Below are 23,663 nucleotides of genomic sequence, written 5' to 3'. Positions count from 1 at the left end.
ACCGAACGCCCACCGGCCAGGTGCCCGCAGGCACCCGGCCGGTTCAACTCCTAGATCTCGCCCCGCAGTTTGGCGAGCGCCTCGGCGAGGATCGCCTCGCCGTCCGCGTCGCTGCGCCGCTCCCGTACATACGCGAGGTGCGTCTTGTACGGCTCGGTGCGCGGCGGGTCCGGCGGGTTGTCGCGGTCCTGTCCGGCCGGAAAGCCGCAGCGGGGGCAGTCCCAGGTTTCGGGAACCTGCGCGTCGCTGGCGAAGCTCGGCTGTGTCTCGTGCCCGTTGGAGCACCAGAAGGAGACGCGCAGACGCGGCGCGGACTCGCCGCGCTCGGCCTCGCCCATCGGCCCCGCCCCGACCCGGCTTCCTCGGATCGCGTTGCCACTTGCCACGGTCGTAACTCCCTGCGTGATGGTGCCGCGAAGCGAGTCGGCGTTTCGCTTCGCTGCGAGCGCCTCAGTCTACGTAAGGCCCAACGCGCGTCCAGTGATGGGAGTTACCCCCGCCCCCAGACGCACGCCCCATGATAGGCCGGGTTCGAAGACCCGTACCGAACATGGGGCGTTACGTGCTTTATGTGCGATATGTGCGGTGCTTTGGGTGCGGCTGCCGATGCCGACCAACGCTAGTGGTTCGTCTTCATCAGGATGCCGAGCACCACGATGCAGGCGAGCCAGAGCAGACCGATCACGATGGTGATCCGGTCGAGGTTGCGCTCGGCGACCGACGAGCCGCCGACGGAGGACTGCATGCCGCCACCGAACATGTCGGACAGGCCGCCGCCCTTCCCCTTGTGCATCAGCACCAGCAGCATCAGCAGCAGGCTGAAGACGATCAGGGCGATCGAGAACCCCAAAACCACGGCTGGACCAACTTCCTCGGATTCGGATGGACGACGGGGGCAGGGTGGCGGACCACCTTGCCCCCGCAAGAGTACGACGGATCGCCCCCGGGAAGCACTTACTGGTCGCGGAAGCGGACGATCTTGACGAACTCGTCGGCGTCGAGCGAGGCGCCACCGACCAGCGCGCCGTCGATGTCCGGCTTCGCCATGATCTCGGCCACGTTGCCGGACTTCACCGAGCCGCCGTACTGGATGCGCACCTTGTCGGCCACTTCCTGGGAGTAGAGCTCGGCGATCTTGCCGCGGATCGCAGAGCAGACCTCCTGGGCGTCGTCGGAGCCGCAGACCTTGCCGGTGCCGATGGCCCAGACGGGCTCGTAGGCGATCACGATGGTCTCGACCTGCTCAGCCGGGAGGTCCTTCAGACCGCCCTCGACCTGGGCGAGCGTGTGGGTGACGTGCTCGCCCGCCTCGCGGACGTCCAGCTCCTCACCGACGCACAGGATCGGGGTCAGACCGTGCTTGAAAGCGGCCTTGACCTTGGCGTTCACCAGCTCGTCGGTCTCGTTGTGATATTGCCGGCGCTCGGAGTGGCCGATCACCACATAGGTGCACTTCAGCTTGGCCAGCATCGAGCCCGAGATCTCACCGGTGTAGGCACCGGAGTCGTGCGCCGAGAGGTCCTGGGCGCCGTACTTGATCTTGAGCTTGTCCCCGTCGACCAGGGTCTGCACGGAGCGCAGGTCGGTGAAGGGCGGCAGGACGGCGACCTCGACGGCCTCGTAGTCCTTGTCCGCCAGGGCGAAGGCGAGCTTCTGGACGTGGGCGATGGCCTCGAGGTGGTTGAGGTTCATCTTCCAGTTGCCCGCCATCAGCGGCGTGCGACCGGGAGAAATCGATGCTGCCAAGGTTCAGTCCTCCAGTGCGGCGAGGCCGGGGAGCGTCTTGCCCTCGAGGTACTCGAGGGAGGCGCCGCCACCGGTCGAGATGTGACCGAATGCCGACTCGTCGAATCCCAGGATGCGGACGGCTGCGGCGGAGTCGCCGCCGCCGACCACGGTGAAGCCCTGGGAGTCGACGAGGGCCTGGGCGACCGCCTTGGTGCCCTCGGCGAAGTCCGGGTGCTCGAAGACGCCCATCGGGCCGTTCCAGAAGACGGTGGCCGCGTCGGCGAGCTTCGAGGCGTACAGCTTGCGGGTCTCCGGACCGATGTCCAGGCCCTCCTGGTCGGCCGGGATCGCGTCCGCGGCGACGGCGGTGGGGTTCGCCGGAGCCTTGGTCTTCAGGTCCGGGAAGTCGGGCGAGACCAGCGCGTCGACCGGCAGGACCAGCTCGACACCGGTCTTCTCGGCGCGCTCGATGTACTCGGTGACGGCCGGGATCTGGTCCTCCTGCAGCAGCGACTTGCCGACCTCGTAGCCCTTGGCCTTGAGGAAGGTGTACGCCATGCCGCCGCCGATGAGGAGCCGGTCGGCCTTACCGAGCAGCTGGTCGATGACGGCCAGCTTGTCGGAGACCTTGGCACCGCCGAGGGCGACCACGTAGGGCCGCCGGACGTCCTCGGTGAGCTTCTTCAGCACGCCGAGCTCGGTGGCGATGAGGTAGCCGGCGTAGTGCGGCAGCCGGGCCGGGAGGTCGTAGACGGAGGCGTGCTTGCGGTGGACCGCGCCGAAGCCGTCGCTCACGTACACATCGGCGAGGGCGGCCAGCTGGTCCGCGAACTCGCCGCGCTCGGTGTCGTCCTTGGACGTCTCACCGGGGTTGAAGCGCAGGTTCTCGATGACCGCCACCTGACCCGGCTGGAGGCCGTTGACCGCGTCGTGGGCGGCGGGCCCGACGGTGTCCTGGGCGAACGCCACGGGCGCGCCGAGGAGTTCCCCGAGGCGCTCGGCGGCCGGCAGCAGGGAGAAGGCCGGGTCCGGGGCGCCCTTGGGGCGGCCCAGGTGGGAGGCCACGACCACCTTGGCGCCCGCCTCGGCGAGGGCCTTGACGGTGGGCAGGACGGCGCGGATACGACCGTCGTCGGTGATGAGGCCGTCGGCGAGCGGCACGTTGAGGTCGGCGCGGACGAAGACCCGCTTGTTGTCCACGCCTTCGGAGAGAAGTTCGTCGATCGTCTTCATGGGTCGGACTCCTGGGAAAGCTCTTGATCGTACGAGGGCTGATCGATCCGGACGACCGATCCGGCCGATCGGTCCGTGGGCGCGCCGGGGCTCGCCGCACGTGCGTCAGGGCTCGGGCGGCGCGACCGTGCGCTGCCCGAGCCCTGCTACCGCATGAGATGCCTGCTGGAAGCGATCAGAGCTGGTTGCCGACGAAGACCGTCAGGTCGACGAGGCGGTTGGAGTAGCCCCACTCGTTGTCGTACCAACCGATGACCTTCACGTTCTTGCCCTCCTGGACCATGGTCAGGGAGGAGTCGAAGGTGCAGGACGCCGGGGCGTTGACGATGTCGGAGGAGACGATCGGGTCCTCGGTGTACTCGAGGAGGCCCTTGAGCTCGCCCTCGGCGGCCTTCTGGAAGGCGGCGTTGACCTCTTCCTTGGTGACCTCGCGGGAGAGCTCGACGACCAGGTCGGTGACCGAGCCGGTCGGGACCGGGACGCGCATGGCGATGCCGTCCAGCTTGCCCTTGAGCTGCGGCAGGACCAGGGCGGTGGCCTTGGCGGCACCGGTGGTGGTCGGGATGATGTTCTCGGCGGCGGCACGGGCGCGGCGCAGGTCCTTGTGCGGGAAGTCCAGGATGCGCTGGTCGTTCGTGTACGCGTGCACCGTGGTCATCAGGCCCTTGACGATGCCGAAGTTCTCGTCGAGGACCTTCGCCATCGGCGCCACACAGTTGGTGGTGCAGGAGGCGTTGGAGATGACGTGGTGGTTCGCCGCGTCGTAGGTGTCCTGGTTGACGCCCATCACGATGGTGACGTCCTCGTTCTTGGCCGGAGCCGAGATGATGACCTTCTTGGCGCCACCGGCGATGTGCTTCTCGGCGTCTTCCTTCTTGGTGAAGATGCCGGTCGACTCGATGACGATGTCGACGCCCAGCTCACCCCACGGGATGTCGGCGGGGTTGCGCTCGGAGAGGACCTTGATGGTCTTGCCGCCGACGGTGATGGTGTCCTCGGTGTGGGACACCTCCTCCTTGAGGCGGCCGAGGATGGTGTCGTACTTCAGCAGGTGAGCGGTGGTCGCGGTGTCACCCAGGTCGTTGACAGCCACGATCTCGATGTCTGCACCCTGCTCCAGCAGCGCGCGGAAGTAGTTACGACCGATGCGGCCAAAGCCGTTGATGCCTACGCGGATCGTCACGAACCGATCTCCTCGTTGGTACGCCGGGTTCGACGCCGGCGAGCTGTATGGGATGTCCCCGACCGCCTACGACCCTACCTCCCTGAGGCCGCCGGAGTGACATCGAGATGCCCCATACACGGCAGGGCGGTCCGTACCCGCCAGTAGGGGTACGGACCGCCCCGGCAGGAAGGCCCCGCCACTCGTTCCGGCGACATGGGACCAACTGCCGTTGACCACCTGCCGTCAGAGGCCGAGCGCGTTGAGCGCCTTGCCGATCAGGACCGTCCGGCCGGCCGCGGAGGTCACGTGCTCGAGACCGAAGCCGAGCAGTACGGTGCGGTCCGTGGTGACCGCTCCGTAGGTGCTGAACAGCGTTTCGGTGCGCGCCCAGTCCTTCAGGACGGCCGGGCTGCCCGCGGGCGGTCCGGCCACGTGCCAGGCTCCGAGGGACGTCTCGAAGCCCTCCGTCTCGACGGCCGTGCCGCCGACGACGAGCGAGGCCTCGTCGGCGAGGACGCCGTGGCCGCCGGTGCCCGGGTCGGTGATGTAGCTCAGCGAGACCTCGACCGTCCTGCCCGCGTACGCGCTCAGGTCGAAGCTCACCTGCTGCCAGCCGTTGGACGCGCCGGTCAGGCTGTGCCACGCGCCGGTGGTGCCGCTCGCGCCGCAGCCGCCCGACGCCACGGTCAGATAGTGCTTGAGCCAGGGGTGCCCGGCCACGAGGAACCCGTCCGCGCAGTCCGTCGGCACGGCGTCGCTCGTGGCGCCGCCGGCCTCCGGCAGCGTGGTCCAGTCGTCGGCCCCCACGGTGTGCACCTCGACCACGGCGTGGTCGTAGCCCGGTTCGGTGTCCCACAGCAGCCGGGTGCGCAGGGCGGGTGTGTCGGCCGCGCTCACCTTCGTCAGATCGATGGTGCGGGTGAGCCGCTTGTAGGCGTTGTCCGTGTGGGCGGCCGCGGCCATGTAGGAGCCGGCGTAGGGCTGGTACGGGTTCGCCGTCCCGGTGAACAGGCCCGCCCCCGCACTGGCGAACCGGGGGTACTTGTCCGCGGGCAGTTCCTCGGACGTCACGCCGTACGCCCCGGCCTTGTCCAGCGGGTTGCCGGGCGCGTCGCCGAGGCCCGCGCTGACGCCGCCGAGCTTGCCGGAGCCGGCGAATCCGGTGACCCCCGGCGTCGCCGTACGCGAGTAGGCGCCGAGGTAGTACTGGCTGAAGTCGTCCGAGAGGTTGCCGCCGCCGAGGTCGACGGCGCCGCCCGCCTGCTCCCCCGCCTCGATCAGCTTGCCGCCCTCGTTGAGGAAGGCACGCAGTTGGACCTGGGTGGCGCTGCCCGGGACACTCGCGCCCGTGTAGTGGACGACCGCCTTGAAGTGGTCGAGCACGCCGAGCGCGTCGGGCGCGCCCTGACCGGCGACGTCCCAGACGATCGTCTTGCGGCCTGCTGCCCTCAGGGCATCGACGTAGGTCGCCGCCCGGGGGGCCTTGGCGCCCTCCTCGGCGACGACGAGGACGTCCGCCGTGGGCCGCTCGGCCACGGTGTAGGTGAAGTGCTTGCCGGCCGTCTTCCGTCCGTTGAGGGTCTCGCCGGTGAACCAGACCTCGACCTTGTCGCCCGGGTGGCCGCCTCGCACCTTGGCCCGGTACTCGTCGAAGTAGAGGTTGTCGTCGCCGCCGTAGGTCTCGCCGCCCTTCCAGGGCCGGAGCGCCCTGCTCTCGACGCGGCCGCCGTTGACGCGGTACTTCAGCTCCTTGTCGCGTACGGACTTCCGTACGACCACGGAGACCTCCTGGTCGGCGCCGCGCGCGTAGGAGGTGGAGAACGTCGCGGGGGTGAAGTCGGGTGCGTCGATGCCGACCGAGGAGGACGGCCGGTCGGGGTGGGCGGCGGTCTCGGCGACGGAGAGCGCGAAGGGGACGTTCTTCTCGAACTCCTGTTGGATCAGCTTCTCGTCGTCGGGGAAGTTGAACACGGATTTGCAGTCGGAGGCGTTCCAGGCGTCGTTCGGGTCGATGTCGGACGCGGTCTGGCAGGTGGACATCTCAGGGGTGAACATCGCCATGCCGTTGACGTTCGACGCGTGGCCGTCCGCCTCGCCGTTGGTGGTGTAGAGCTCCGAGGAGACCTGCGATCGGTAGCCGGGGATGGCCGGGTTGTCCGGAGTGCCGGCCAGCGCCTTGTAGAGGACGTCGTCGGGGGTCGGCGTCGCCACCTGCCAGCCGACGCCGTAGAGGAGCAGTTCGGCCGCGGAGTGGTAGTTGATGCCGTACCTGAATCCGATGCGCTTCTCGAAGCTGTCGAGCGCCCGGGTCTCGGGCTCGGACTGGGGGCTCGCGCCGCGGTAGGTCTCGCTGGTGGGCAGGGGGGACGAGCCCTCGTCGTCGTAGCCCCACTTGTAGGCGAAGTTGCGGTTGAGGTCGACGCCGTCGCCGACGCCGATGACGCCGTCGCCGTTGTTGTCCCGCAGGTTCTTGCGCCACAGACGGGTGCCGGCGTCCTTGAACGTGTAGTCGTAACCGTCCGGGTTGGCCGAGAGGACGAACCACAGCTCGGTGGAGTCGACGATCTTCTTGATGCGCCTGTCCGTGGCGTAGTGGTCCAGGTAGTGGTGCATCAGCCGGCGGGTCATCTCCGGGGTGATCCACTCACGTGCGTGCTGGTTCGACATGTACAGCACGGAGGGCTTGGAGCCGTCCCTGGACTTCCTCGCGTTCTTGGTCAGTTTGAGCGCGAGAATGTCCTGCCCGTTGATCGTCTTGCCGATGGAGACGACCTTGGTGAGTCCGGGGTGGGCCTGCCCCGTTCTGACGATCTCTTCCTTCAGACCGCCGCTTCCGCTGTACGGGCGGAACACCCCCTGGGCCGCGTTCTCGACCCGCGTCTCGGCCTTCGCCGACAGGGTGTGTTCGGTGAGGCGGACGCCCTGTTTCCGGAGCTTTTCGGCCTGCTGGTCGGTGAGGTAGAGCTCGACGGCGCTTCTGCCGCTGCCGGTCACCTGCTCGCCGAGTTCATGACCGTCCTGACCTGCCTCGAGCAACAGGCGTATCTGCTTCTCGGTGACCTCGGCGCGGAACACCCTGACCTGGTCCGGGCCGGATGGGGAGGAGGTCCCGCTCTGTGCGTGGGCGAGGGGTGCGAGGCCCGCTCCGCCGAGCAGGAGTGTGCCGACAGCGAGGATCGATCTCGCTCTGCGTCTCATGGATCCCCCTAGCGATGGTTCGCCACAGCGGCGAATCAGATGCCAGGCTCATGACAATCAATGATCGAGTCAAGGGCGCCTCAAAGACAAACAAAGGCCGGCGCCGGGAACCCGAACTGGGCGCCGACACCGGCCTGTTGGCCTTACGGGAGTCACCCCGCCAGGTTGTCCGCCATCTCCTCGGTGAGGTTGGACTCGGTGCCCGGGATGCCGAGGTCCGCGGCGCGCTTGTCGGCCATCGCCAGCAGCCGGCGGATACGGCCCGCGACCGCGTCCTTGGTCAGCGGCGGGTCGGCGAGGGCGCCCAGCTCCTCCAGGGAGGCCTGCTTGTGCTCCATGCGCAGCCGGCCCGCGGCGGCGAGGTGCTCGGGGACCTCGTCGCCGAGGATCTCCAGGGCGCGGGCCACCCGTGCGCCGGCGGCGACCGCGGCGCGCGCCGAGCGGCGCAGGTTGGCGTCGTCGAAGTTGGCGAGGCGGTTGGCCGTGGCGCGGACCTCGCGGCGCATCCGCCGCTCCTCCCAGGCCAGCACGGACTCGTGCGCGCCGAGGCGGGTGAGCAGGGCACCGATCGCGTCGCCGTCCCGGACGACCACCCGGTCCACGCCCCGCACCTCGCGGGCCTTCGCGGCGATCGACAGCCGTCGGGCGGCACCCACCAGGGCGAGCGCGGCCTCGGGGCCCGGGCAGGTGACCTCCAGGGACGAGGAGCGGCCGGGCTCCGTCAGCGAGCCGTGCGCCAGGAACGCGCCGCGCCAGGCCGCCTCGGCGTCACACGTGGCACCGGAGACCACCTGCGGGGGCAGGCCACGGATCGGGCGGCCCCGGCCGTCGACGAGTCCGGTCTGCCGGGCCAGCTGGTCACCGCCCGCCACCACGCGCACCACATAACGGGAGCCGCGGCGCAGTCCGCCGGGCGCCATCACGATCAGCTCGGAACTGTGGCCGAAGATCTCCAGGATGTCCCGCTTGAGCCTCCGGGCCGCCATCGCGGTGTCCAACTCCGCCTCGATCACGATGCGGCCGCTGACCAGGTGGAGTCCGCCCGCGAAGCGCAGGATCGCCGAGACCTCCGCTTTCCTGCAGCAGGTCCGGGTGACGGGAAGCCGGGAGATCTCGTCCTTCACCGCTGCCGTCATCGCCATGGGCCGATCCTTCCATGCATCCGAAAAATACGGTCGTACGCGGCGGCCAACAGCTCCGGGTCGTGCCGCGGGGTTCCGTCGGTCCGGGCCACCGGGGCCAGCTCGACCGCGGCACCGAACCGCTGGGCGGCCTCGGTCAGCAAGGCGCGGTCGGGCACGGCGGCCTGGTCGGCCAGCACCACATCCAGGGCGAGTTTAGGGGCGTGTCGTCCCAAAACCTCCAAATGACGCTGCGGGGAGAAACCCTCGGTCTCTCCGGGCTGCGGGGCGAGGTTCAGGGAGAGCACCCGGCGCGCCTTCGTCTCGACGAGGGCGTTAAGGAGCTCGGGCACGAGCAGATGGGGGATCACCGAGGAGAACCAGGACCCGGGCCCGAGCACCACCCAGTCGGCGTCCAGGACCGCTTCGACGGCCTCGGGGACGGCGGGCGGGTCGTTCGGCACCAGGTGCACGGACTGCACCTCGCCGGGGGTGAGCGCGACGGTCGCCTGGCCCCGTACGGTGTCGATCTCGTCCGGGCGCTCCGGGTCGTGGCCCTTGACCAGCGCCTGGAGCTCCAGCGGCACGGCGGACATGGGCAGCACCCGGCCATGGGCGCCCAGCAGCTTGCCGACCAGGTCCAGGGCCTGGACGTGGTCGCCGAGCTGCTCCCACAGGGCCACGATCAGCAGGTTGCCGACCGCGTGGTCGTGCAGGTCGCCCTTGGACTGGAAGCGGTGCTGGATGACGCGGGCCCAGGTCTGGCCCCAGTCGTCGTCGCCGCACAGCGCGGCCAGCGCCTTGCGCAGGTCCCCGGGCGGGAGCACGCCCAGCTCGTCGCGCAGACGCCCGCTGGAACCGCCGTCGTCGGCGACGGTGACGACGGCGGTGAGGTCGCCGGTGATCCGGCGCAGCGCGGCGAGCGAGGCCGAAAGGCCCATGCCACCGCCGAGGGCGACCACCTTCGGCTGGGTGCCGCGGCGGCGCGCCCGGCCGCCACGGCCCTCGGGCACCACTCGGCGCAGTCTGCTCAGCCGCGGAGTACGTCCGGTCACTCGCGCCCCATGTCCCGGTGCACGACCACGGTCTCCACGCCCTCGGCGGCCAGGCGGGCGGCCAGCTTCTCCGACATGGCGACGGAGCGGTGCTTGCCGCCGGTGCAGCCGATGGCGATGGTCACGTAGCGCTTGCCCTCGCGGCGGTACCCGGCCGCGATGAGCCGCAGCAGCTCGGCGTAGCGGTCGAGGAACTCCTTGGCGCCGGGCTGGTTGAAGACGTACGCGGCCACCTCCTCGTTGAGGCCGGTGTACGGGCGCAGCTCCGGGACCCAGTGCGGGTTGGGCAGGAAGCGCATGTCCGCGACCAGGTCGGCGTCGACCGGGAGGCCGTACTTGAAGCCGAAGGACATGACGGTGGCCCTCAGCTCGGGCTCCTCCTCGCCCGCGAACTGGGCGTCCATCTTGGCGCGCAGCTCGTGCACGTTCAGACTGGAGGTGTCGATCACCAGGTCGGCGTCACCGCGCAGCTCGCGCAGCAGCTCGCGCTCGGCGGCGATGCCGTCGACGATGCGGCCGTCGCCCTGGAGGGGGTGCGGACGGCGCACGGACTCGAACCGGCGCACCAGCGCCTCGTCGGAGGACTCCAGGAAGACGATCCTCCGGGTGACGTTCTTCGCCTCCAGGTCGGCCAGGGACTCACGGAGGTTGTCGAAGAAACGGCGGCCGCGGACGTCGACGACGACCGCGATCCTCGCCACGTTGCCCTGGGAGCGGGCGCCCAGCTCCACCATGGTGGGGATCAGCGCCGGTGGCAGGTTGTCGACGACGAACCAGCCGAGGTCCTCCAGACACTTGGCGGCCGTCGAACGGCCGGCGCCGGACATGCCGGAGATGATCACCAGCTCGGGGATGGCTGCGTCGGGGATCCCCGCTGTTTCGCTGCCCGTACTCACCTGTGCTCCGTTGTCCTGGGCGGCCTGCTGCCGCCCCTGGTCAGCGCCCGATTCGCTACGATCCGGCCGGTTCAGCGCCGGTCGTTCTTCCGCGTACTGGTCGTGTTCGTGCTCGGTCATGTCTCCTGCCCCCGTCGCTCGTGCGGGGCGCCCGTGGACACGGGTTCCCCGGAGGAAGCCGCCGTCGTACCGGGTTCCTCCTCTTCCATGATCTCTCCAGTCGCCGTGTTCACGGCGGGTGCGGCCGGGGCCGCCCGGGCGAGGGCCACGGCGATGGTCTCGGCCGTCTTGCGGCCGATGCCGGGGACCTCCTGAATCTGGTCGACCGTGGCGGAACGCAGTCTCTTCACCGAGCCGAAGTGCTTGATCAGCGCCTGCTTGCGGGTCTCACCGAGGCCCGGCACGTCGTCCAGGGGGCTCGACCTGAGGCGCTTCGTCCGCTTGCTGCGCTGGTAGGTGATCGCGAAGCGGTGCGCCTCGTCCCGGACCCGCTGGAGCAGGTACAGGCCCTCGCTGGTGCGGGGCAGGACCACCGGATCCTCCTCGTCCGGCAGCCACACCTCCTCCAGGCGCTTGGCGAGGCCGCACACGGCGATGTCGTCGATGCCGAGCTCGTCGAGGGCCCGCTTGGCGGCGGCGACCTGCGGCTGCCCGCCGTCGACGACGACGAGCTGCGGCGGGTACGCGAACCGCTTGGGCCGCCCGTCGTCCTCCGTGAGCGCCTCCCCCTCCGTCCACTCCCCCGTCTTCTCCTTCTCGGCGAGGTAGCGGCGGAAGCGGCGGGTGATCACCTCGTGCATGGACCGCACGTCGTCCTGGCCGGCGAAGCCTCTGATCTGGAAGCGGCGGTACTCACTCTTGCGCTGCAGCCCGTCCTCGAAGACGACCATGGAGGCCACCACGTCCTCGCCCTGCAGGTGCGAGATGTCGTAGCACTCGATCCTGAGCGGGGCGCTGTCCAGGTCGAGGGCCTCGGCGATCTCCTCCAGGGCGCGCGAGCGGGTGGTCAGGTCGGAGGCGCGCTTGGTCTTGTGCAGCGCGAGTGCCTGCTGGGCGTTGCGCTGCACGGTCTCCATCAGTGCCTTCTTGTCGCCGCGCTGCGGGATGCGCAGCGACACGTTCGACCCGCGGCGGCCGGTGAGCCAGTCCTGGACGGGCTCTATGGGGTCGGGCAGCGCCGGGACGAGGACCTCCTTGGGCACCGAGTCGCCCGTCTCGTCGCCGTAGAGCTGCTGGAGGGCGTGCTCGACGAGGGCGCCGGTGGTGATCTCCTCGACCTTGTCGGTGACCCATCCGCGCTGGCCGCGCACCCGCCCGCCGCGCACGTGGAAGATCTGCACGGCTGCTTCGAGCTCGTCCTCGGCGACCGCGATGAGGTCGGCGTCGGTCGCGTCCGTGAGCACGACCGCGTTCTTCTCCATGGCCTTCTTCAGGGCCTCTATGTCGTCGCGCAGCCGGGCGGCCCGCTCGTACTCCATCTCCTCGGCCGCCTCCATCATCTGCTTCTCCAGACGACGGAGGTACGTCCCCGTGCGGCCCGCCATGAAGTCGCAGAACTCCTCGGCCAGTTCCCGGTGGTCCTCCGGGGAGATCCGGTCGACGCAGGGTGCGGAGCACTTGCCGATGTAGCCGAGCAGGCAGGGGCGGCCGGTGCGGGCCGCGTTCTTGAAGACACCGGCCGAGCAGGTGCGCACGGGAAAGACGCGCAGCAACAGGTCCACGGTGTCGCGGATCGCCCACGCGTGCGAATACGGCCCGAAGTACCGCACGCCCTTGCGCTTCTGGCCGCGCATCACCTGCACGCGCGGGAACTCCTCGTTCATCGTCACCGCGAGGTACGGGTAGCTCTTGTCGTCGCGGTACTTGACGTTGAACCGGGGGTCGAACTCCTTGATCCAGGTGTACTCCAGCTGCAGGGCCTCGACCTCCGTGGACACCACGGTCCACTCCACTGACGCGGCCGTGGTGACCATGGTGCGGGTGCGCGGGTGGAGGTTCGCCAGGTCCTGGAAGTAGTTCGCCAGGCGCTGACGCAGGCTTTTCGCCTTTCCGACGTAGATCACCCGGCGGTGCTCGTCACGGAACCTGTAGACCCCGGGAGAGTCCGGGATCTCTCCTGGCTTGGGGCGGTAGCTGGAGGGGTCGGCCATGTCTCACACCCTACTGGCGGGGGCCGACAGCGCGGCGCCCCTGTGGACAGCGGCCGGGGTGACGGAGCGCCCGCTCGGCCGAGACGTCTCGGCCGACGGCCACCCCACCGCCGGCGGCCCGCCCCGCTGCCCACCAGGGCTACCCGCGGCCGTCGGCGGGTGGCGCCCGGGTCGCCGGGAAAGCCGGTCGCACATCGGGCACCCTCCGCTGCCGCGCAGCCACCCACGGTCCCGCGAGCCGGGTTTGGCCCCCACCCCGCCGAACGCGTTCCGGACACTGCCCGACGAGGGGCCGGCATCAGGTGTTGTCGGGGCTTGGTCAACACGCTTCAATGCGGGGAAACTTCGGGCGCGAACGGAGAGGTTCGCTTGTGAACGGGCCGCGCACGCCCCGGGCGCCCCGGCACGACCCCTGCGCACGGTCTGACCAGCCGTCGCACACATTCACAGAAAGGCCCCCCTGTATGCGGCACGGCACACAGCACGCGGACGTCGTCCCGGCGGAGTTGGAGGCGGCCCTGCGCGGCGGCCCCTTCCATGTCGCACTGCGCGCCGCGATCGCCGCCCGAGGACTGCCGCTGCAGCGCGTGCAGCACCACCTGTCGCGGCACGGGGTAAGGGTCGGGGTGACGAGCCTGAGCTACTGGCAGCAGGGTGCGCGCCGCCCCCAGCGGCCCGAGTCCCTGCGTGCGGTGCGTGCCCTGGAGGAGATCCTGCAGCTGCCGGACGAGTCCCTGATCCGGCTGCTCGCCACCTCCGCCGAGCGGCCCGGTCCCGACCGTCCCGCGGGCCGTTCGTACCGCGCTCTGGTGGAGGCCTCCGGCATCCTGGAACACCTCCTCGCCGAGTTGGAGGCGCCGATCGACGACGGGCTGCTCACCATCGGCCTCCACGACCGCGTGCGCATGGGGTCGCGCCGGGAACTGCTGGCGCGCGAGTCGCACCACATCGTGCGCGCCCACCGGGACGGCGTGGACCGCTACATCGCCGTCCACCACGGCGATCCGGGGTGCGCCCCGGAGCGGATCGCGGTGCACGCCCTGGAGAACTGCCGCCCGGGACGTGTGCGCCGGCACCACGACACGGGCCTGCTGGTCGCCGAGCTGCTCTTCGACACGCGACTCCACTCCGGCGATACGTTTCTCTTCCGCTACGCCTTCGAGGACGGCACCGCGGGCACCTCCCGCGAACACGTGCGCGGGTTCCGCGTGCCGGGCGGACAGTACGCGCTCCAGGTGCGCTTCGACGAGACGGCGCTGCCGGTGCGCTGCCACCGGTTCACCCAGCAGTCCGCGGCCGCCCCGCGCAGTGGCCGCCAGGAGCTGCGGCTGAGCGGGCACCACCACTCGGTACACCTGGTGGAGCCGCGGGTGCGGTCGGGAATCGTGGGGATCTGCTGGGACTGGGACTGACCCGGGCCGGGTGAGCGGTCAGGCCGCCGGGCCCGCCACGATCCTGCCGCCCCTCACCTGAACGGGCAGCTCGTGCAGCGGCTCGGTGGCCGGGGCCTGCACCACCTTGCCGGTCAGGGCGTCGAACTCGCTCCCGTGGCAAGGGCAGACGAGCGTCGTCCCGGAGAGTTTGTTGATGGGGCACCCGGCGTGCGTGCAGATCGTGCTGTACGCCTTCAGGGAGCCGTCCGCCGCGCGGCTGACCACCACGTTCTCGTCCCGGTACAGCTTCGCGCCGCCCTTGGGGACGTCGTTCTCGGCACCCAGCGCGACCGGCGCGGTCCGGGTCGCGTCCGGCGTCGCGCCATCCTCGCCGCCCGCCGAACAGGCCGCCAGACCGAGCCCGACGACCGGGGTGAGTGCCGCCCCGCGCAGGACGGTGCGACGGGTCGCGGAGGGACGGGCGGGCATGGCATCTCCACTGGTCAGGGCCTGCCCCACCGGGACGACGGGGCCACACCGACGATAGCGGCACCGACCATTCCGCTTTCGGCCGGGTCGCAGACCTCTGAACGCGCGGCCTGCAGCGCCGGGCGACAGCCGCAGGTGGAGGCCACGAGCCCCAACGAGCCCCACCCGGACCTGCCCCACCCACCCCGAGGTGACGTAAACGCTTGCGCAAGCGTTTACGTCAGCCGCCGAATGGGATACGTTCACGGCCGGACGGCCCGAGGAGGGAAGACGGCCGAGGAGGGGACCCGATGGCAACCATGGCCGATGTCGCACGCAGTGCGGGCGTATCCGTCGCAACCGTCTCGCACGTCCTGAACGGCACCCGCCCGGTACTGCCCCACACCCGCCAGGCGGTGCTGAACGCCATCGACGAACTGGGCTACACCCCGAACACCCTCGCCCGTTCCCTGGTGACCTCGCGCACCCGGTCGATCGGGCTCGCCGTGTCGGCGATCAGCAACCCGTACTTCACGGAGATCCTCCAAGGCGTGGAGGCCGCCGCGCTGGAACACGGCTACAGCCTGCTCATCGCCGATCCGCACGACGACCCGGAGCACGAGCGCAAGGTGGTCCAGCTGCTGCACGAGCGCCGCGTCGACGGTTTGATCGTCGCGCCCTCGCCGGACCCGGGCGGCCTCCTCGCCCTCCTGGGACGGCACGGTGTACCGACCGTGTTCCTGGACCGGCTGGTCGACGGCATCCCCGACGTCACGGTCACGCACCGGCATGACGCGGCCATCCCAGATCGCGCCCATGATGACGCGGCTGCCGGCCCCGCAGTCAAGGCCGGGGACGCCGCTGGGGCCACAGCCGCCGCCGAGCCGGGCGAGCCCTCCGCTGCGGCCTTCCGCTTCGACCAGGTCTGTGCCGAGAACGCCGAACCCATGGCCCACCTCGTCACCCACCTCGTCGAGCTCGGCCACCGGCGCATCGGCCTGGTCGCGGGCCTGCCCGGCCTCAGCACCACCTCCGAGCGGATCAGCGGCTACCGGCACGCCCTCGCGGCCACCGGGCTGCCGTACGACGAGCGGCTGGTGGTCCACGGCGACTCCGCGGCCGAGGGCGCCGAACGCGCCACCGCCGCCCTGCTGGCGCTCGCGGCGCCGCCCACCGCCCTGGTCACCGCCAACAACGCGATGACCATCGGGGCGCTGCGCACCCTGCGCACGCGGGGCCTGTCCGTACCGGACGACCTGGCGCTCGCCTGCTTCGACGACTTCCCCTGGGCGGATCTGTTCTCGCCCCGGCTGACCGCGGTCTCCCAGCCGAGCCGGGAGATCGGCGCCCAGGCCGTACGGCTCCTGCTGGACCGGCTCCAGGCCCCGGACCGCCCGTCCCGCACCCTGCGCCTGCCCTGTGCGTTCGTCCACCGCACGTCGTGCGGCTGTCCCGACACCCCGTCCCAGAAGGGAACCCTCTCGTGATCGTCGTCGCCGGTGAGGCCTTGATCGACCTGGTCCCGCAGGGCCGGGGCGCGCTCGCACCGTTGCAGCCGGCCCTGGGCGGCGGCCCGTACAACACCGCCGTCGCGCTCGGCCGGCTCGGCTCCCCCACCGCCTTCTGCTCCCGTACCTCGTACGACGCCTTCGGTGAGGCCCTGCTGGACGGGCTGCGCCAGGCGGGCGTGGACGTGTCGGCCGTACAACGCGGCACCGAGCCGACCACGCTGGCGGCCGCCACGATCGACGAGCACGGCTCGGCCAGCTACTCGTTCTACGTCGAGGGCACCGCCGACCGGCTCTTCACGGCACCGGCGCGCCTTCCCGAGGGCACGCGGGCCGTGTCGTTCGGTACCTGTTCGCTGGTCCTCGAACCGGGGGCGAGCGCGTACGAGGAGCTGATGCGCAGCGCCGCGGCGCAGGGCGTGTTCACCACGCTCGACCCGAACATCCGCGCGGGCCTGATCCCGGATCCCGACGCCTATCGGGCCCGTTTCAAGAGCTGGCTGCCGTCGGTGTCGCTGCTCAAGCTCTCCGCGGAGGACGCCGCGTGGCTGGGCGGCAGCCCGCGGGAGTGGCTCGCCTCCGGCCCCTCCGCCGTGGTGATCACCCATGGCGGCGCCGGGATCACGGCCTACACCAGGGAGGGGACGGAGCACTCCGTGCCGGGGGTACGGGTCGACGTGGTGGACACGATCGGCGCGGGCGACACCGTCAACGCGGCTCTGCTGCACGGCCTGGCCGCCCGCGACGCCCTCTCCCCCGCCGCCCTGGCGAGCCTGGGCCCCGACGGGTGGCAGGAACTGCTGGGCTTCGCGGCCCGCGCCGCGGCGATCACCTGCTCCCGGGCGGGCGCGGAGCCGCCTTATGCGTCCGAACTCGCGGGCGCTTAGGGCCTGTTGCGAGAGTTGAACGGCGGCCGGCTGTGTGACGTGCGGTGCCCCACCGGGTTCCCGGCGGGGCACCGCACGTTCGAAGCACTCAGGCCTTGCGCGCCCGCGTGGTCTTCTTCGCGGGTGTTGCCTTCTTCGTGGCGGCGGCCTTCTTGGTCGCCGTGTTGTTGGCGGTCGTCACCACCTTGGCCGTCGCCGTCTTCTTCGCCGCCGAGCCGGCCGCGACCGCCTTCTTGGCCGCGGTCTTGCGCGGTGCCTTCACCGAGGCCGCGTCGCTGATGCGCTCGGCGCCGAGGATCTCGCGCAGGAACTTGCCGGTGTGGCTGGCCGGGATGCCGGCCACCTCCTCCGGCGTGCCCTCGGCGACCACGAGGCCGCCACCCGCGCCGCCCTCGGGACCCATGTCGACGACCCAGTCGGCGGTCTTGATCACGTCGAGGTTGTGCTCGATGACGATGACCGTGTTGCCCTTGTCGACCAGGCCGCCGAGCACCTTGAGCAGCTTGCTGATGTCCTCGAAGTGCAGGCCGGTGGTCGGCTCGTCCAGAACGTAGACGGTGCGTCCGGTGGACCGCTTCTGCAGCTCGCTGGCCAGCTTCACGCGCTGGGCCTCACCGCCGGACAGGGTGGTCGCGGACTGCCCGAGCCGGACGTAGCCGAGGCCGACGTCGTTCAGCGTCCTGAGGTGACGGGAGATCGCCGGGACCGCCTCGAAGAAGTGCATGGCCTCCTCGATCGGCATGTTCAGGACGTCGGCGATGGACTTGCCCTTGTAGTGGACCTCCAGGGTCTCCCGGTTGTAGCGGGCGCCGTGGCAGACCTCGCACGGGACGTAGACGTCCGGGAGGAAGTTCATCTCGATCTTGATGGTGCCGTCGCCCGCGCAGTTCTCGCAGCGGCCGCCCTTGACGTTGAAGGAGAAGCGGCCGGGCTGGTAGCCGCGGACCTTCGCCTCGGTGGTCTCGGCGAACAGCTTGCGGATGTGGTCGAAGACGCCCGTGTACGTCGCCGGGTTGGAGCGGGGGGTGCGGCCGATGGGCGACTGGTCGACGTGCACGACCTTGTCGACAAGGTCGTCGCCGTCCACGCGCGTGTGCCGTCCGGGGACGTTCCGCGCGCCGTTCAGCTCGCGGGCCAGGTGCGTGTACAGGATGTCGTTGACCAGCGTCGACTTGCCGGATCCGGACACGCCCGTGACCGCGGTGAACACGCCGAGCGGGAAGGACACGTCGATGTCCTGGAGGTTGTTCTCCCGGGCGCCGTGGACCGTCAGCTGCCGCGAGGGGTCGCGGGGACGCCGGATGTCGGGCACCGGGATCGCCTTCTTGCCCGACAGGTACTGGCCGGTCTGCGATTCCTCGTTGGTGAGCAGCTCCTTCAGGGAGCCGCTGTGCACGACCTTGCCGCCGTGCTCGCCCGCGCCGGGGCCGATGTCGACGACCCAGTCGGCGGTCTTGATGGTGTCCTCGTCGTGCTCGACGACGATGAGCGTGTTGCCCATGTCGCGCAGCCGGACCAGGGTCTCGATCAGCCGGTGGTTGTCGCGCTGGTGCAGGCCGATGGACGGCTCGTCGAGCACGTACAGCACACCGACGAGGCCGGAACCGATCTGGGTGGCGAGCCGGATGCGCTGGGCCTCGCCGCCGGAGAGGGTGCCGGCCGCGCGGTTGAGCGACAGGTAGTCCAGGCCGACGTCGACCAGGAACCGCAGCCGCTCGTTGACCTCCTTCAGGACCCGCTCGGCGATCTTCTTGTCCCGGGCGTCGAGCTTCAGTTCGCGCAGGAAGTCCGCGCAGTCGCTGATCGACATCGCGGAGACCTCGGCGATCGACTTGCCCATGATCGTGACCGCGAGGACGACCGGCTTCAGGCGGGTGCCCTGACAGCTCGGGCAGGGCACCTCGCGCATGTAGCCCTCGAAGCGCTCGCGGCTCGCGTCGCTCTCGGCCTCGCTGTGCCGACGGCGCACGAAGGGCACCGCGCCCTCGAAGGGCGTCGTGTACACGCGCTCACGCCCGTAGCGGTTGCGGTAGCGGACCTCGATCTGCGTCTTGTGGCCGTAGAGCAGGGCCTTCTTGGCGCGCTGCGGCAGGCCCGCGAAGGGGATGTCCGTCCGGAAACCCAGCGCGTCCGCGAGGGCGCCGATGAGGCGGCCGAAGTAGTCCTTGGTGTGCCCGTGCGACCAGGGATGGATGGCGCCCTCGTCGAGCGTCTTCTCCTCGTCGGGGACGATCAGCTCGGGATCGACCTCCATGCGCGTGCCGATGCCGGTGCACTCGGGGCAGGCGCCGAAAGGCGAGTTGAAGGAGAAGGAGCGGGGCTCGAGCTCCTCGAAGGACAGGTCGTCGTACGGGCAGTACAGGTGCTCCGAGTACATGCGCTCGCGCTCGGGGTCGTCCTCGGGGAGGTCGACGAAGTCGAGCACGACCATGCCGCCCGACAGGCCGAGCGCGGTCTCCACGGAGTCGGTGAGCCGGCGCTTGGCGGAGTCCTTGACCGTGAGGCGGTCGACGACCACCTCGATGGTGTGTTTCTCCTGCTTCTTCAGCGTGGGCGGGCTGGACAGCTGGATCGTCTCGCCGTCCACCCGGGCACGGCTGTAGCCCTTCGTCTGGAGATCGGCGAAGAGGTCGACGAACTCGCCCTTGCGCTCGCGCACCAGCGGCGAGAGCACCTGGAAGCGGCTCCCCTCCGGCAGCTCCAGGACCTTGTCGACGATGGCCTGCGGGGACTGGCGCGAGATCGGGCGGCCGCACTCGGGGCAGTGCGGCTTGCCGATCCGCGCGAAGAGCAGCCGCAGGTAGTCGTAGACCTCGGTGATCGTGCCGACCGTCGAGCGGGGGTTGCGCGAGGTCGACTTCTGGTCGATCGAGACGGCCGGCGAGAGGCCCTCGATGAAGTCGACATCCGGCTTGTCCATCTGCCCGAGGAACTGCCGGGCGTACGAGGACAGCGACTCCACGTAACGGCGCTGGCCCTCGGCGAAGATGGTGTCGAAGGCCAGCGAGGACTTGCCCGACCCCGACAGGCCCGTGAAGACGATGAGCGCGTCGCGTGGCAGGTCGAGCGAGACATTCTTCAGGTTGTGCTCGCGCGCGCCACGGACGATGAGACGGTCGGCCACGCCGGTCCGCACCTTTCTTGAGAGAAGCGACAGGGGCGAGGCCCCCGCTTTCCCAGACTAGGGGGAGCCACTGACAACGCCGGTCGGATTCCAGGGTTCACAACAATCCCGGGCCATCCAGCATGCCCGACGCCGGACTCGACCATATAGCACGTGCATTCGATTTGCGGGCCGGGGCCGCCTCCTTCACCCGAAGGAGTGGCGGGGCTAGGGTCGGCGTCATGATGGATCACGCCCGCGACCTGGCGTCTGTACATGACGCGACCGAGCGACTGCTCACCGCAGCCGCCGAACTGGACAACGCCGCTGTGGCCGAACCGTCACGGCTGCCCGGCTGGAGCCGCGGCCATGTCCTCGCCCACCTCGCCCGCAACGCGGACGCCCTCGTGAACGTGCTGCAGGGGCGTCCCATGTACGCCTCGGCCGAGGCCCGGGACGCCGACATCGAACGGGACGCCCCGCGGCCTGTGGACGTCCAGCTCGCCGACCTGCGTGCGGGCGAGGCGCGTTTCCAGGAGGCGGGGGCAGCGCCCGCGGACTGGTCGCGCACGGTCGAGCTGCGCAACGGGGTCACCGACTCCGCGGCCCGGGTGCCGTTCAGGCGCTGGGTCGAGGTGGAACTGCACCATGTCGATCTCGGAATCGGGTACGAGCTGGAGAACCTGCCGGCGGAGTTCGTCGAGCGGGAGATCGACTTCCTCACGGAGCGGTTCACACGGCACCCCGAGGTACCGCCCACGCGTGTCACCGACGGCACGCGCGCGTGGAGCACGGGCCGGGAGGCGGCCGAGCCCGAGGTCACCGTACGGGGCCCCGCACCCGACCTGCTCGGCTGGCTCTCCGGCCGTCGCGACGGGTCCTCTCTCACCGCCGAGGGAGGACCGCTGCCGACGCTTCCGCCGCTGTAGGTCTCGGACGGCCACCGGCCCGCTCGCCGCTATAGGCTGCGGACATGACGTACAGCGGAGAGGTGACGGTCGGCGGCCCGGCGGATGTGCACGAGCTGAAGGACCTGATGATCACCAAGATCGCGGTCGGCCCGATGGACAACAACGCCTATCTGCTGCGCTGCCGCGCCACCGACGAGCAGTTGCTGATCGACGCGGCCAGCGACGCCAGGACGCTCCTCGGCATGATCGGTGACGACGGCATCGCGTCCGTCGTCACCACCCACCGGCACGCCGACCACTGGCAGGCGCTGGCCGAGGTCGTGGCGGCCACGGGTGCGCGCACGTACGCGGGCCGGGACGACGCCGAGGGCATCCCCGTGCCGACGGACGTCCTGGTCGACGACGGCGACACGATCCGGGTAGGGCGCGTGGAACTCACCGCGCGCCACCTGGTGGGCCACACGCCCGGCTCGATCGCCCTGGTCTACGACGACCCACACGGTCACCCGCACGTGTTCACCGGTGACTGCCTCTTCCCTGGCGGTGTGGGCAACACACACAAGGACCCGAAGGCCTTCGCCAGCCTGATCCACGATGTCGAGACGAAGATCTTCGACGCGCTGCCGGACGAGACCTGGGTCTACCCCGGACACGGAAACGACACCACGCTGGGCGACGAGCGCCCGCACCTGCCGGAGTGGCACGCGCGGGGATGGTGAACGGCGCAGCCTACTGTGCGCCGGGCGTGACAGCCGGGCGCACGCGCCCCGTGTGAACCGTTCGCACACGCTGGTCCCCCGCGCGCGCTCCCCGCGCGCGTGCTGGTGCAGTCCACTGGAAGCAGCCCCGCACAGGATGACGGCTCCTGCGCGGTGACGGGCCGCCGGTCCCCCGATCCCCGCCCTCGACCGGCGGCCCCGCCCGCACTCCGCCCGAGTGTTCACAGAAACGCAACACCCGTTCCCACTATGCGGACAGTTGCTGATCTGACCTCGACAAGCAGGCGTTGCGCTGCCAGTCTCCCGCCATGCACCTCGCCCAACGCGCCCTGCGCCGCGCCGTGTCCGGCGCCACCGTCGCCCTGCTCGCCCTCGCCGTGGGCTGTGCCCCGCAGCCGGAGGAGAGCGCTACCGCCAAGGCTTCCGGGACGAGTGCCGCGACCTGCGCGAAGGGCAAGTTGGCCACGAAGGCGTCCGGAAAGCTGACGATCGCGACCGACGAGCCCGCCTACGAGCCCTGGTTCAAGGACGACAAGCCGTCCAACGGCAAGGGGTTCGAGTCCTCGGTCGCCTACGCCGTGGCGCAGCAGCTGGGTTACGGCAAGAGCGCCGTCGTGTGGCAGGCCGTTCCCTTCAACAAGGCCTTCGCGCCGGGGGAGAAGACCTTCGACTTCGACATCAACCAGGTGTCGATCAGTGCCGAGCGCAAGAAGGCCGTGGACTTCTCCTCCGGCTACTACGACGTCCGCCAGGCCGTCATCGCCCTTAAGGGTTCCAAGGCCGCGAAGGCGAGGAGCATCGCGGACCTGAAGGACGTCAAGCTGGGTGCCCAGGTGGGGACGACCAGCCTCGACTACATCACCAACGTGGTGAAGCCGAAGCAGCAGCCGGCCGCGTACGCCAAGAACGACCAGGCCAAGTCCGCCCTGAAGAACGGTCAGGTGGACGCCATCGTCACCGACCTGCCCACCGCCTTCTACATCACCGCGGCCGAGGTGACCGACGCGAAGATCGTCGGCCAGTTCGAGAACCAGGGTGGCACGCCCGAGCAGTTCGGGCTCGTCCTGGACAAGGGCAGCGCCCTCACGCCGTGCGTGAGCTCCGCAGTGAACGCCCTGCGCAAGGACGGCACCCTGGCGAAGCTGGAGAAGCAGTGGCTGTCCGACGCCGTCGACGCGCCGGTGCTCAAGTGAGCGTCATCAGGGAGGAGTCCGGAGAGAGCTCCGGCGAAGCCGACATGCCGGAAACGGGCGTCCGGCCCGGCGGGGACGACGCGTACGTCCCCTCGCGGCGGCGGATCGAGCGCGAGCGCCACAAGCGCGCCCGTGCCCGGCGCGCCACCGCGATCGCGGCGCTCTCGACGCTCGTCACCGCGGCCGTCGTCTACCTGATCGTCGTCAACGCGCCCGGCTGGCCGCGCACCAAGGAGACGTTTTTCAACGCGCAGTACGCGCGCGAGGCGCTCCCGAAGGTGCTGGACGGGCTGTGGCTCAACGTGCGTCTGCTGCTGGTGTGCGGCGTCGCGGTCCTCGTCCTCGGCATGCTGATCGCCGTCGCCCGCACGCTGCGCGGGCCGGTGTTCTTCCCGCTGCGCGTCCTTTCCGCCGCGTACACGGACTTCTTCCGCGGGCTGCCCCTGATCATCAACCTGATGATCGTGGTCCTGGGCGTGCCCGCGCTACGGCTGCAGGGCGTGACCGTCGACCCGGTGCTGCTCGGTGGGACGGCGCTCACGCTCACCTACTCGGCGTACGTGGCCGAGGTGTTCCGAGCCGGCATCGAGTCCGTCCACCCCTCGCAGCGCGCCGCGGCCCGCTCCCTCGGCCTGACGAACCGGCAGGCGCTGCGCCACGTGGTGCTCCCGCAGGCCGTACGCCGCCAGGTGCCGCCCCTGCTCAACGATCTGGTGTCGCTCCAGAAGGACACCGGGCTGGTCTCGATCGGCGGTGCGGTGGACGCCGTCCGGGCCTCCGACATCATCGTGGGCCGGAGCCTCAACTACACGCCGTACATCGTCGCGGGGCTGGTCTTCGTGGCGCTGACCATCCCGATGACCCGCTTCACGGACTGGGTGACCGCCCGGATGGACCGGCAGCGGGCGCAGGGAGGGAACCTGTGAGCGAGACACTCGAGAAGTCCGACGCCGCA

Annotated in this window: 19 protein-coding genes; 7 read left to right on the top strand and 12 right to left on the bottom strand. The window is 70.3% G+C overall.

All coding sequences use genetic code 11. From position 1 onward, the window contains the following. Window positions 1-50: 50 nt before the first annotated feature. The 10 genes from ACFYZJ_RS05405 to uvrC form a co-directional block, all read right to left on the bottom strand. Window positions 51-386, bottom strand: a complete 336-nt coding sequence (locus ACFYZJ_RS05405) for an RNA polymerase-binding protein RbpA (RefSeq protein ID WP_119105043.1) — start codon at window positions 384-386, stop codon at window positions 51-53. A 233-nt stretch (window positions 387-619) separates the two neighbouring features. Next, window positions 620-856, bottom strand: coding sequence for a preprotein translocase subunit SecG (gene secG, locus ACFYZJ_RS05400; RefSeq protein WP_103844742.1), 237 nt, complete (start codon window positions 854-856; stop codon window positions 620-622). 98 nt (window positions 857-954) lie between these two features. Next, entirely contained in the window at window positions 955-1,710 is a 756-nt protein-coding gene (gene tpiA / locus ACFYZJ_RS05395) for a triose-phosphate isomerase (RefSeq protein WP_388563386.1), read from the bottom strand. Window positions 1,711-1,749: 39 nt separating this feature from the next. Further along, on the bottom strand, window positions 1,750-2,961 hold the full coding sequence (locus ACFYZJ_RS05390) for a phosphoglycerate kinase (RefSeq protein WP_388563080.1): 1,212 nt from the start codon (window positions 2,959-2,961) through the stop codon (window positions 1,750-1,752). A gap of 175 nt (window positions 2,962-3,136) precedes the next feature. Then, window positions 3,137-4,144 (bottom strand): type I glyceraldehyde-3-phosphate dehydrogenase, encoded by a 1,008-nt coding sequence (gap, locus tag ACFYZJ_RS05385; protein ID WP_388563078.1) that lies wholly within the window; start codon window positions 4,142-4,144, stop codon window positions 3,137-3,139. A 225-nt stretch (window positions 4,145-4,369) separates the two neighbouring features. Continuing rightward, window positions 4,370-7,324, bottom strand: coding sequence for a M14 family zinc carboxypeptidase (locus ACFYZJ_RS05380; RefSeq protein ID WP_388563076.1), 2,955 nt, complete (start codon window positions 7,322-7,324; stop codon window positions 4,370-4,372). 152 nt (window positions 7,325-7,476) lie between these two features. After that, a complete protein-coding gene (gene whiA / locus ACFYZJ_RS05375) occupies window positions 7,477-8,466 on the bottom strand; it encodes a DNA-binding protein WhiA (RefSeq protein ID WP_351232792.1) in 990 nt (329 codons plus the stop codon). After that, complete coding sequence (yvcK, locus tag ACFYZJ_RS05370; RefSeq protein WP_388563074.1) at window positions 8,457-9,500, bottom strand: uridine diphosphate-N-acetylglucosamine-binding protein YvcK; 1,044 nt, start codon at window positions 9,498-9,500, stop codon at window positions 8,457-8,459. Before yvcK ends, whiA begins: the two co-directional genes overlap by 10 nt. Beyond that, window positions 9,497-10,516, bottom strand: coding sequence for an RNase adapter RapZ (gene rapZ, locus ACFYZJ_RS05365; protein ID WP_388563072.1), 1,020 nt, complete (start codon window positions 10,514-10,516; stop codon window positions 9,497-9,499). The genes yvcK and rapZ overlap by 4 nt, the downstream gene beginning before the upstream one ends. Further along, the gene (gene uvrC, locus ACFYZJ_RS05360) at window positions 10,513-12,546 is read right to left on the bottom strand and encodes an excinuclease ABC subunit UvrC (protein ID WP_388563070.1); all 2,034 of its coding nucleotides are present in this window, start codon (window positions 12,544-12,546) and stop codon (window positions 10,513-10,515) included. Before uvrC ends, rapZ begins: the two co-directional genes overlap by 4 nt. 464 nt (window positions 12,547-13,010) lie before the next feature. Here uvrC and ACFYZJ_RS05355 point away from each other — a divergent pair, with 464 nt between their 5' ends. Further along, complete coding sequence (locus ACFYZJ_RS05355; protein WP_388563068.1) at window positions 13,011-13,958, top strand: hypothetical protein; 948 nt, start codon at window positions 13,011-13,013, stop codon at window positions 13,956-13,958. An 18-nt stretch (window positions 13,959-13,976) separates the two neighbouring features. On the opposite strand, the gene ACFYZJ_RS05350 is transcribed toward ACFYZJ_RS05355, so the two are convergent. Beyond that, window positions 13,977-14,408 carry a Rieske (2Fe-2S) protein gene (locus ACFYZJ_RS05350; RefSeq protein WP_388563066.1) on the bottom strand — a complete coding sequence of 144 codons (432 nt, stop codon included), beginning with the start codon at window positions 14,406-14,408 and terminating at the stop codon, window positions 13,977-13,979. 290 nt (window positions 14,409-14,698) lie between these two features. Between ACFYZJ_RS05350 and ACFYZJ_RS05345 the strand changes: the two genes are divergently transcribed. Together ACFYZJ_RS05345 and ACFYZJ_RS05340 are read left to right on the top strand one after the other, a co-directional pair. After that, complete coding sequence (locus tag ACFYZJ_RS05345; protein ID WP_388563064.1) at window positions 14,699-15,874, top strand: LacI family DNA-binding transcriptional regulator; 1,176 nt, start codon at window positions 14,699-14,701, stop codon at window positions 15,872-15,874. Beyond that, window positions 15,871-16,782, top strand: coding sequence for a carbohydrate kinase (locus tag ACFYZJ_RS05340; RefSeq protein WP_388563063.1), 912 nt, complete (start codon window positions 15,871-15,873; stop codon window positions 16,780-16,782). The genes ACFYZJ_RS05345 and ACFYZJ_RS05340 overlap by 4 nt, the downstream gene beginning before the upstream one ends. 88 nt (window positions 16,783-16,870) lie before the next feature. Here the strand turns inward: ACFYZJ_RS05340 and uvrA are convergent, their stop codons facing one another. Continuing rightward, window positions 16,871-19,906 (bottom strand): excinuclease ABC subunit UvrA, encoded by a 3,036-nt coding sequence (uvrA, locus tag ACFYZJ_RS05335; RefSeq protein WP_388563061.1) that lies wholly within the window; start codon window positions 19,904-19,906, stop codon window positions 16,871-16,873. Window positions 19,907-20,127: 221 nt separating this feature from the next. On the opposite strand from uvrA, the gene ACFYZJ_RS05330 reads away from it, so the two are divergent. The 4 genes from ACFYZJ_RS05330 (at window position 20,128) to ACFYZJ_RS05315 (ending at window position 23,634) form a co-directional block, all read left to right on the top strand. After that, window positions 20,128-20,814 carry a maleylpyruvate isomerase family mycothiol-dependent enzyme gene (locus ACFYZJ_RS05330; RefSeq protein WP_388563059.1) on the top strand — a complete coding sequence of 229 codons (687 nt, stop codon included), beginning with the start codon at window positions 20,128-20,130 and terminating at the stop codon, window positions 20,812-20,814. Window positions 20,815-20,858: 44 nt separating this feature from the next. Further along, a complete protein-coding gene (locus ACFYZJ_RS05325; protein ID WP_388563057.1) occupies window positions 20,859-21,515 on the top strand; it encodes an MBL fold metallo-hydrolase in 657 nt (218 codons plus the stop codon). Window positions 21,516-21,823: 308 nt separating this feature from the next. Further along, the gene (locus tag ACFYZJ_RS05320) at window positions 21,824-22,708 is read left to right on the top strand and encodes an ABC transporter substrate-binding protein (protein ID WP_388563055.1); all 885 of its coding nucleotides are present in this window, start codon (window positions 21,824-21,826) and stop codon (window positions 22,706-22,708) included. Between the two features lie 44 nt (window positions 22,709-22,752). After that, complete coding sequence (locus ACFYZJ_RS05315; RefSeq protein ID WP_388563384.1) at window positions 22,753-23,634, top strand: amino acid ABC transporter permease; 882 nt, start codon at window positions 22,753-22,755, stop codon at window positions 23,632-23,634. Window positions 23,635-23,663 lie beyond the last annotated feature (29 nt).

The sequence above is a fragment of the Streptomyces sp. NPDC001848 genome (assembly GCF_042891915.1).
In the GTDB taxonomy this organism is placed as follows: domain Bacteria; phylum Actinomycetota; class Actinomycetes; order Streptomycetales; family Streptomycetaceae; genus Streptomyces.
The sequence above is the reverse complement of the archived record's forward strand: the minus strand, read 5'-3'. Positions and strand labels throughout refer to the sequence as shown.